The organism is Ohtaekwangia sp. (genome assembly GCF_036568665.1).
In the GTDB taxonomy this organism is placed as follows: Bacteria; Bacteroidota; Bacteroidia; order Cytophagales; family Cyclobacteriaceae; genus Ohtaekwangia.
Genome location: NZ_DATCSD010000059.1, coordinates 1 through 8,895 on the forward strand (window position 1 = coordinate 1; position 8,895 = coordinate 8,895).

The 8,895-nt window shown below is 46.6% G+C and carries 4 protein-coding genes; 1 reads left to right on the top strand and 3 read right to left on the bottom strand.

The annotated features are described in order from the left end of the window. Positions 1 to 126: 126 nt before the first annotated feature. From VIN08_RS03295 to VIN08_RS03305, 3 genes are read right to left on the bottom strand one after another with little or no spacing between them, the layout of a single operon-like run. Entirely contained in the window at positions 127 to 1,548 is a 1,422-nt protein-coding gene (locus VIN08_RS03295; protein ID WP_331960181.1) for a PKD domain-containing protein, read from the bottom strand. A 29-nt stretch (positions 1,549 to 1,577) separates the two neighbouring features. After that, a complete protein-coding gene (locus VIN08_RS03300) occupies positions 1,578 to 3,056 on the bottom strand; it encodes a RagB/SusD family nutrient uptake outer membrane protein (protein ID WP_331960184.1) in 1,479 nt (492 codons plus the stop codon). A 3-nt stretch (positions 3,057 to 3,059) separates the two neighbouring features. Beyond that, positions 3,060 to 6,143: a TonB-dependent receptor gene (locus VIN08_RS03305; RefSeq protein ID WP_331960187.1), complete on the bottom strand. Its 3,084-nt coding sequence runs from the start codon at positions 6,141 to 6,143 to the stop codon at positions 3,060 to 3,062. A gap of 250 nt (positions 6,144 to 6,393) precedes the next feature. Here VIN08_RS03305 and VIN08_RS03310 point away from each other — a divergent pair. After that, the coding region (locus VIN08_RS03310) for a ligand-binding sensor domain-containing protein (RefSeq protein ID WP_331960190.1) at positions 6,394 to 8,895 on the top strand (2,502 nt) is incomplete at its 3' end.

Below are 8,895 nucleotides of genomic sequence, written 5' to 3' on the forward strand. Positions count from 1 at the left end.
CTTATAAATACAAACAGCAGCGATGTTCTAAGTTTGTCCATCATGGTATACGTATTAATTGTTTAAAAAACTGTCTCGACCACTAAAGTATATACTTCGTATCGAGACAGTCTATAGTCCTATCTATTATTCCGGTAACAATTCAAAATCATCGATAAAGAATATACCACCGGTAAAAATGGCCTCTCCTCCTATCTGTACAATCACCTTGTCGAAGTCTTCGCGGGTAGAAAAAGCACTGAAATCAAAGGTCAGTTCCAGCCACTTGTCTGTTACCAGATTTTTCTGGATCACTTCGGCCTGTGTTGTATAGGCATTACCTCCCAGCTCCGAGTTCTGCAGTTTTACGGATACCTGTTTTTGCAGCGTATTATATGACTGCCACGATTCACCACCGGTGGTAGTATAATCGTTATAGCTGGGTATAAATACTTTCAGCTTGAATACGTGGCGGTTGCGGATATCCATTTTATAGCTGAGTGGTATCTGCACGTTGGCATATTCACCAGCCTGTCCGTTGGCCTTGGTATACTTTCCAACTTTCGCCGATGTGTTGATCGGTACAGGAGCCGGGTTATCGTACGTAGCCATCGATCCCTGGCTGTCGTTTACAAAGTTGAAGTTGCTGCTGCCATCAAAGTTCTGGTATATATCTTCGATCTTGTAAGGAGGTGGTTCCGTTGGCTCGGTATATCCGTCAGGGACCAAACGCAGATACCAGGCAAAGGCTGCGTTAGCAGCATCGGTATAGCGCAGGAATAACTGGTTTTCTTCAATGGTAACAATCTCGTAGGTATTCACACCGGTATAGTATCCTATAAATCCACCGGAAGATATTTTCAAATATTGCTTGCCACCGGTTTCTGTAATAGACCAGGTTAAATTAGCAGGAGGTGTATAGGGAGCCTTATAATCGCCACTGGAAGGTTGAGCACCCGGAAAATTGCTCGCCTGCTGTGTATTGATAAATACATCGCCATTGGTCTGCTGTGTATACGAGAAGCCGGCCAGTTTGAAAGTATATTTATCATCATACAAACCTGCACCATCTTTTTCGTTGGCGCCTGCTTTATACCAATCAGGCCCTGTGCCTTCTACCGGACCGAGTCCAAAATGCCCGGCTGTCTTGGAATCCACTACCCAGGTTTTTCCATCCAGGTCACTGTTGCCACCGGTGAGCATATTATATATCGGGAGGTCCAGTAAGGTCGGGTCGGTTTCGGCTATCTCAACGGTCTGGCTACTGGAAACACTTCCACCGGAAGTATATACCGTGAGTGTAACTACATACGAACCTTTTTCAGGGAATACACCCTGCACATTATCGCCTTCGGCAGTTTTACCATTGCCAAAGTCCCACTTCTTGAGAAATGCCGCTGAAGAAGCCGTGAAATCCAAAATGTTAGGCTTCGCAGCTGTAGGCGCATAGGTGAAGGCTGCATCGGTCTCGGTCGGTACAGACCCGAGTTCGGCATCGTCTTCCTTACAGGCAAACAAGAGCACTTGTATGCACAGTATCCAAAGTATATTATATAGTAACTTTTTCATGTGTTGATCATTCATGTTTGTTCAATGCGCTAGTAGTTCGGATTCTGTTGCCATCCTGCTCCGGCCAGATCAATTTCATCCTGCGGCAACGGGAACACTTCATTTTTACCCGTCTGGAATCCTTGTATCTCTGCTGCGGCACGACCTGTGCGCACAAGATCAAAGAAGTGTACACCTTCACCTGCCAGCTCTACTCTGCGCTCGTGATATATAGCCTGCGTCAATGCAGCTCCGGATGAATTTACCGGGGTCATGTCTACACGATCGCGTACTTCGTTCAGGTATTGTCTCGCCAATACATCATTGGGTGAGCTTTTACGGTTATGCGCTTCAGCAGCCATCAGCAATACATCGGCATAACGAATTACTTTATGGTTGAGCGGACTCGTCAGGTCATCGTCCGGAGCACCTAATTCGTCAGCACGTTTTATATACTTGTTGTTATAGTATCCGGTGTGGCCACCGGCACCTTTTACATATTTTACCTTGGAAGGATCAGGCTGGCTGTTCTTGAAAGCTTCTATATCGAGTATAGATGCTGCGAGGCGCGGATCGTTATTTTCAAACTCATCCACCAAATCCTGCGTGGGCAGGTTATAGCTGTTACCATCGCGATATATAGGGCCTTCGTAACCGCGTATACCATCAAAGCCTACAGCAGCAAAACCTTCGAGGCAAACAAAGCAGCCATAACCACCGCCTTCTACCCCTACATATTGAATATCAAATACCGTTTCGCTGTTGCCTTCATTCACCAGTCTGAACAGTGTGCTGAAATCACCGAACAATTGGTAAGGACCTTCATTGATCACCTGATCGAGCACCGTAGCAGCTTCATCAAATTTATTCTGGTATAGATATACTTTACCCAGTAATGATAACGCTGCACCTTTGGTCATTCTTCCTTTCACCGTGGTAGTCCAGTCGAGTGTTTGTGCTGCATAGATCAGGTCTTTCTCGATCTGCGCGTATACATCGGCAGCCGGAGTGCGTGGCTGTGACGATATTTCGCTACTGGAGAGACGCTTGTCGATAATGAGTGGTACATCGCCAAAGAACTTTACCAGTTCAAAGTAATAATAGCCGCGAAGGAATGCCGCTTCCGCCAATATCCGGTCTTTACCATCAAAGTCGATATTGTCTTTAAACTCATATATATAGTTTACGCGTGTTATACCGGCATACATCCAGCGGAATAAACTTCTCAGCTCGGTGTTTACACCACCATGCGTCATGGCATCGATCTGGTGCAAACCTTCTGTATCGGTAACACTTTCGCCACCGGCTATCGAGTTGTCGGATGCAATCTCACCGATCCACATATCGAGATACGATGTTTGCATCAGGTCGTAAGCACCGGTCAGGGCACGTTCGTAGTCATTCGGACTTTTGAAATAGTTATCGGCATCGAGCGAATACTCCGGATCGATATCGACATATTTATCACAGCTCAGCGACATAGCTGTAGCTGCTGCGATGAGTATAGATGTTCTAAAGAATTTCTTCATGGTCTAGAAATTTAGATTTAAACCGGCCATATATGTTTTCGCCTGCGGATAGTATCCATAGTCGATTCCGGATACCAGCGGGTTGCTCGATGAGAAATCAGGATCATACCCTCTGTATTTGGTAAAGGTTGCCAGGTTGTTGGCCGCTATATATAGTCTCAGTTTGTTGGCACCAATGCGTTTGGATACAGCAGCCGGTAATGTATAGCCTAACTGTATATTTTTGATGCGCACGAATGATCCGTCTTCTACAAAGTAATCGGAGAGCACACCGTTACGGGTAAGATCTGTTGTGAGGCGTGGTTCACTGTTAGTTGAACCTGGACCTGTCCAGCGATTCATACGATACGATAACAGGTTTGCCATCGGTAACTGACGTTCATAGTTGCGCAGTATCTCGTTACCAATCGATGCGTAGAATGTTGTAGCGAAGTCGAAGCCTTTAAAGTTCATACCAATGTTCAGGCCCATAATCACATCCGGTATAGGAGACCCGATGATCGTTTTATCGGTATCATTGCTGAAGTCGATCGTGCCATTCTTATCAACATCTGCATAGCGGAGATCGCCCGGTTTAGCATCGGGTTGTGTTACACCGCGCTCGGCAATCTCTTGTGTAGTCTGGTATACTCCTTCTGTTTTATAGCCGAAGAAATATCCCATCGGGTAACCTACCTGCATGCGTGTAGCGGTTCCGCCACCTACACCAAAGGAACCAAACTCGTAGAAGTCAACACCCTTAGGCAACGCTGTTACGCGGTTGCGTATAGTGGTAAGGTTGTAACCAATGTTGAAGGTGAAGTCTTCACCTACGCGATCGTTATAGCGGATCACAAACTCGAAGCCGCTGTTCTTTACATCACCACCATTTACAAACGGAGGACTTCCACCGGCAGCATACGCACCGCTGATCGCAGATATATCGGGCTGGAACAACAGGTCGTTTGTTTTCTTGATATAGTAATCCGTTGTAATGTCAACGCGACCATTCAGCAGGGTGAAGTCTACACCGAAGTTGGTTTGGTGTGTAGTTTCCCATTTCAGATCCTGGTTACCCAGTGTACCGATAGCGGCACCTGTTACGAGCTGATCGTTGAACGGATATACCGCTTCACCTCCCAGCAACGCGCGGTAACGGAAGAGACCGATCTTATCATTACCGGATACACCATAGCTGGCGCGCACTTTCATAAATTCAATTATACCCGGATGGAAGAATGACTCATCGGATACCACCCATGCTGCTGATACTGCCGGGAAATAACCGAAGCGATTGTTCTTACCGAAGTTGGATGAACCATCTCTGCGAATGAGGGCCGAGAAAAGATATTTACTGCCGAAGCCGTATTCGCCACGCACAAAGAATGACTGCAGTCTGCTTTCATTCTGCCATGACGAGGTGTTGTTGAGTAAATTGGCTCCATCGGTAGCAGATATATCCGCAAAGTCGTTGGAGTTATAGGGAACATTATACCCCGTACCTGACAAGCTCTTGTTTATGTTGGCCAGCATGGATGTACCCAGCGTAGCTTTTACTTTATGAAACTCACCGAATGAACGGTTATAGTTCAGGAATGCTTCGAGGTTGTAGTTGAAGTATGTAGAGCGTGTTTCAGTAACATTGTTATAGATCGGTATATTTACGCCTGTAGCAATGGCTGTTGTTCGCGGAGTAAGATTTCCATCGAGCGCAGTGTTCTGTGCTTTGCCTGATCCGTAATATACCAGCGGGCTGAAGTTTTTATCATCCACAATAGCATAGTTATAGCCGGCACGTCCGGACAATTCAAAATTATTGTTGATCTTATAGGTGATCTCTTCTTTACCCACCAGTTTATTCACGCGCGATTCGTTGTATGTATTCGCCATCTGCGCCAGCGGGTTGATTACTTCGGTTACATCTTCGAGGTATGCATAGGTGCCATCGCTGTTATAGGGCGAAGCAGCCGGGTTTGCATTGATAGTGTTGAACAACACCGAAGATATACCCATCTCCGGAAGTGTTTTTCTCCGCTCGTTGGTATAGAGCAGTACACTTTGTAACGTAACTCTCGGTGCGAGGTCTGTCGTAAAATTCAACCGCGCATTGTAGCGTTTATAGCTTGCTTTGGATCCACCTACTATACCATCCTGGTTCATGTATGAGCCTCCTATAGAATAGGCATTCTTATCGGAGCCACCATTTATATTCAGGTTGTAGTTCTGTATCGGTGCTGTTTGAAAAACTTCATCCTGCCAGTCGGTGCCCTTGCCGAGATTTACATTCGAGAATGGAGGCGTGAGTCCGCCTGCAGCGTAAGCTTCATTCTTCAATACAGCAAACTCTCTGGCAGAAAGCAGATCGAGTTTCTTGGTGGTTTGTTGAACACCATAGTATCCGCTGAAATCAAGCGAAGGCTTGGAGTTCTTTCGGCCTTGTTTGGTGGTGATGATAATTACCCCGTTGGCAGCACGCACACCGTATATCCCGGCCGTTGCGTCTTTCAATACGTTGATGGATTCTACATCAGCAGGGTTCAGTGCACTGAGTCCATCGGCAGAATACGGTACACCATCTACCAGAATCAGCGGGTTGTTATCGCCATTGGTAGAAAGTCCGCGGATACGAATGTTCCAGGCACCACCCGGTGAACCGGAAGCAGACGATATCTGCACACCGGCCGCCTGGCCTTGCAACGCCTGGTCTATACGAACGGGGTTCAGTGTTGCCAGTTTCTGTCCGTCTACCACCGAAACAGAACCGGTAAGTTCTTTTTGTGTGGTGGTTCCGTAACCAATCACCACTACTTCTTGCAGAGCTTTGGTGTCGGGCAACAGTTTTACATCAATAGAAGTCTTGCCACCAACGGTGATTTCCTGTGGTGCGTATCCTATAAAGCTGAGCACCAGTACAGCATCGGCTGTAGTATTGGTCAGCGAATACTCACCGTTAGCATCCGTTACCGTTCCCTGCGATGTTCCTTTAATAAGAACATTTACACCGGGCAACGGCTGGTCGTTTTCATCTGTCACGCGGCCTTTCAGGAGGCTTTGGCCGTACCCGACCAGCGACAGCGTCATTAAGAGCGCCAGTAGTTTTGTTTTCATGCGGTTAAAAGTTTGGTTAAAGTCTGCACCTGTTTGCGAGGTGTTGTAACTCGAAAACGTTTGAGTGCTTCAACAAACTTTGCAGGAAATGGCCCTGAATTCAATAAACAGGCCTCAACAATACTACATCAACCTGTTTCAAGAGCCTACATCAAAACTACATCAGCTCTGGCAAAACATTAATTCCAGTGGATTTCAAACGTTTTGAGGATTAGATTTGAACACAACATCATTCCTCCAAAGCCTCATCATGAACAGGATTTTACCACTCCGGACGTGCAGGTTCACCTATTTCGTCATCCTCCTTGTCTACCTGTTGCCTGCTTTCTTCCAGGCTCCGGCTCAATCGCCTTTGTCGGGTTTGCCCTTCACACGGAATTTTCAGCCGGTGGAGTATAATGCCGGAATCCAGAACTGGTACATCACGCAGAACAAGCTCGGCCTGGTATACATCGCCAACAACTTCGGGTTGCTGGAGTTTGATGGCGACCAGTGGCATGTGTATGGCGTAAAGAACGGAACCAAAGTGCGTAGCGTAGCCATCGATGCCCGCGGAAAAATCTATGTGGGAGGCCAGGGAGACTTCGGATATTTTTTTCCGGACCAGCGCGGGGAGCTTCAGTATACTTCGCTGGCAGACAGCCTGGACAGGAAATTCCGGAATTTTGACGAGACCTGGAGTGTCTATATTGATGACAACAAGGTGTACTTCTGCACCTTCTCCTCTATATATGTATATGATCAGCACAACTTCACCGTCATCCAGGGCCCGGAGGGTATCGATCACTCATTCCTGGTAAACCGACAGCTGTATGTAAACCAGCCCTCCCAAGGCCTCGGCATGCTCGAGGGCGACCACATCCGTATTATTAAAGGAGGCGAGTACTTTAAAAGTCAGAGTATATCTTCGGTATTGCCACTGCACGACAACCATCTGCTGGTGGCTACCTTCTACGATGGCATCTATATAGCGCACGATGGTAACGTACAAGCATGGAATGAGAGCCTGCAGGCATTCTTCAAGGCTTCTATTGTTAATTGTGTGATCCGCCTGCGCAACGGAAACTTTGCCATCGGTACGCAAAACAACGGACTATTAATATTAAGTCCGGAAGGGAACCTGCTGACGCAGCTCACCAGCGGACATGGCATTGAAACCTCCACAGTGCTAAGTATATATGAAGATGACCTGAGCAACTTATGGCTGGGACAGAACAATGGCCTCGCGTATGTGGAGTCGGGCTCTCCGTTCACGTTCATCAACCGGCAGATCGGGCTCCCGGGCTCGGGTTATTCGGCCTATTTGAAAAATTCGCAGCTATACCTCGGCACCAACACCGGAGTATATATGCGCGAGAAGGGCGACAAGTTCAATTTCAAAATGATCGACAATACACGCGGCCAGGTATATCATATAGGAGAATACTCGGGTAATTTACTGTTGGGTCATCACAACGGGGCTACGCGCATAGAAGGAAATACAGGTATAAATCTTTCGCGCGAACCGGGGTCATGGATTTTTCTTCCGCTGAAAGATCATCCCACCAAACTGATCGAAGGAGTATATTCGGGTTTGCAGGTATATGACCTGGTAAACGGACAATGGCGTTTTCGAAAAAAACTGAAGGGCTTTGATGAATCTTCGCGCATTATGGCGGAAGACCCTTCGGGAGATATATGGATCACGCACGGCTATAAAGGTGCCTATAAGATCAAACTCAGTAATTCGCTCGACAGTATTGAACATGTTTCGTTCTACGGTGCCAACAAAGGTTTTCCTTCCAACCTGCTGATCAACGTTTTTAAAGTACGCAATGAGTTATTGTTCACCAGCTCCAGCGGAGTATATAAATACGATAAAGCTACCGACCGCTTTATACCAGACGATTTCTTCACAACGCGCCTCGGGCGAAACGACCAGGTGTGGTTTATCCGGGAAGATGCTCTGGGAAATATATACTTTATCAGTCGCGACCATATTGGTGTGTTTCGTAAAAATTCGCTGGGAGATTATATTCTGGAAGAAAATGTATTCAACAAGATACGCAAGTATCTGAATGATGATTTGATGAACATTGCTATTCTGCAAAACAACGATGTGTTGTTCGGTGCCAAGGATGGCTTTATCCATTACGACCCAACCATGAAAGAGAACCGTACGTTCATCTTCCGTACGCTGATCCGCAAAGTAGGCATTACATACAACGGTGACTCTACACTTTTCTATGGTAACTATAGTATAAATGATTCCATTACCGGCACACAGTTTAAAAGTTATATACCGGAACTGCCTTACAAGAACAACTCTATACACCTTACGTTTGCCGCCACTTCGTATGAGGGGAATGAAGACCTCACCTATCAATACTTTTTAGAGAACTACGAAAGCACCTGGTCTGAGTGGAACAGCAAGACGCTGAAAGAATATACCAACCTGAAAGAAGGAAGCTATATTTTCCATGTGCGGGCCCGCAATGTAAATGGCGAGATCAGCCACGAAGCCACCTATGCCTTTACTATACTGCCTCCGTGGTATCGTTCGGTGTGGGCCTATTCATTCTATGGTATATCTATACTGGCGTTGTTGTTCACAGGTTTTAATTTACTCGATCGCAAGTACCAGCGCGAGCAGCGTATACTGGAATTAAAACAGCAGGAAGAACTGAGCCAGAAAGATACTGCGCTGGAAAAACTCTCACAGCGTTCGCACGAAGAGATCACGCGCCTGCAGAATGAAAAACTCGAATCGGAA

What these genes read in the sequence shown, in the direction of transcription:
- VIN08_RS03300 (WP_331960184.1), bottom strand. Translation starts at nt 3,056, where the DNA reads ATGAAGAAATTCTTTAGAACATCTATACTCATCGCAGCAGCTACAGCT.
- VIN08_RS03305 (WP_331960187.1), bottom strand. Translation starts at nt 6,143, where the DNA reads ATGAAAACAAAACTACTGGCGCTCTTAATGACGCTGTCGCTGGTCGGG.
- VIN08_RS03295 (WP_331960181.1), bottom strand. Translation starts at nt 1,548, where the DNA reads ATGAAAAAGTTACTATATAATATACTTTGGATACTGTGCATACAAGTG.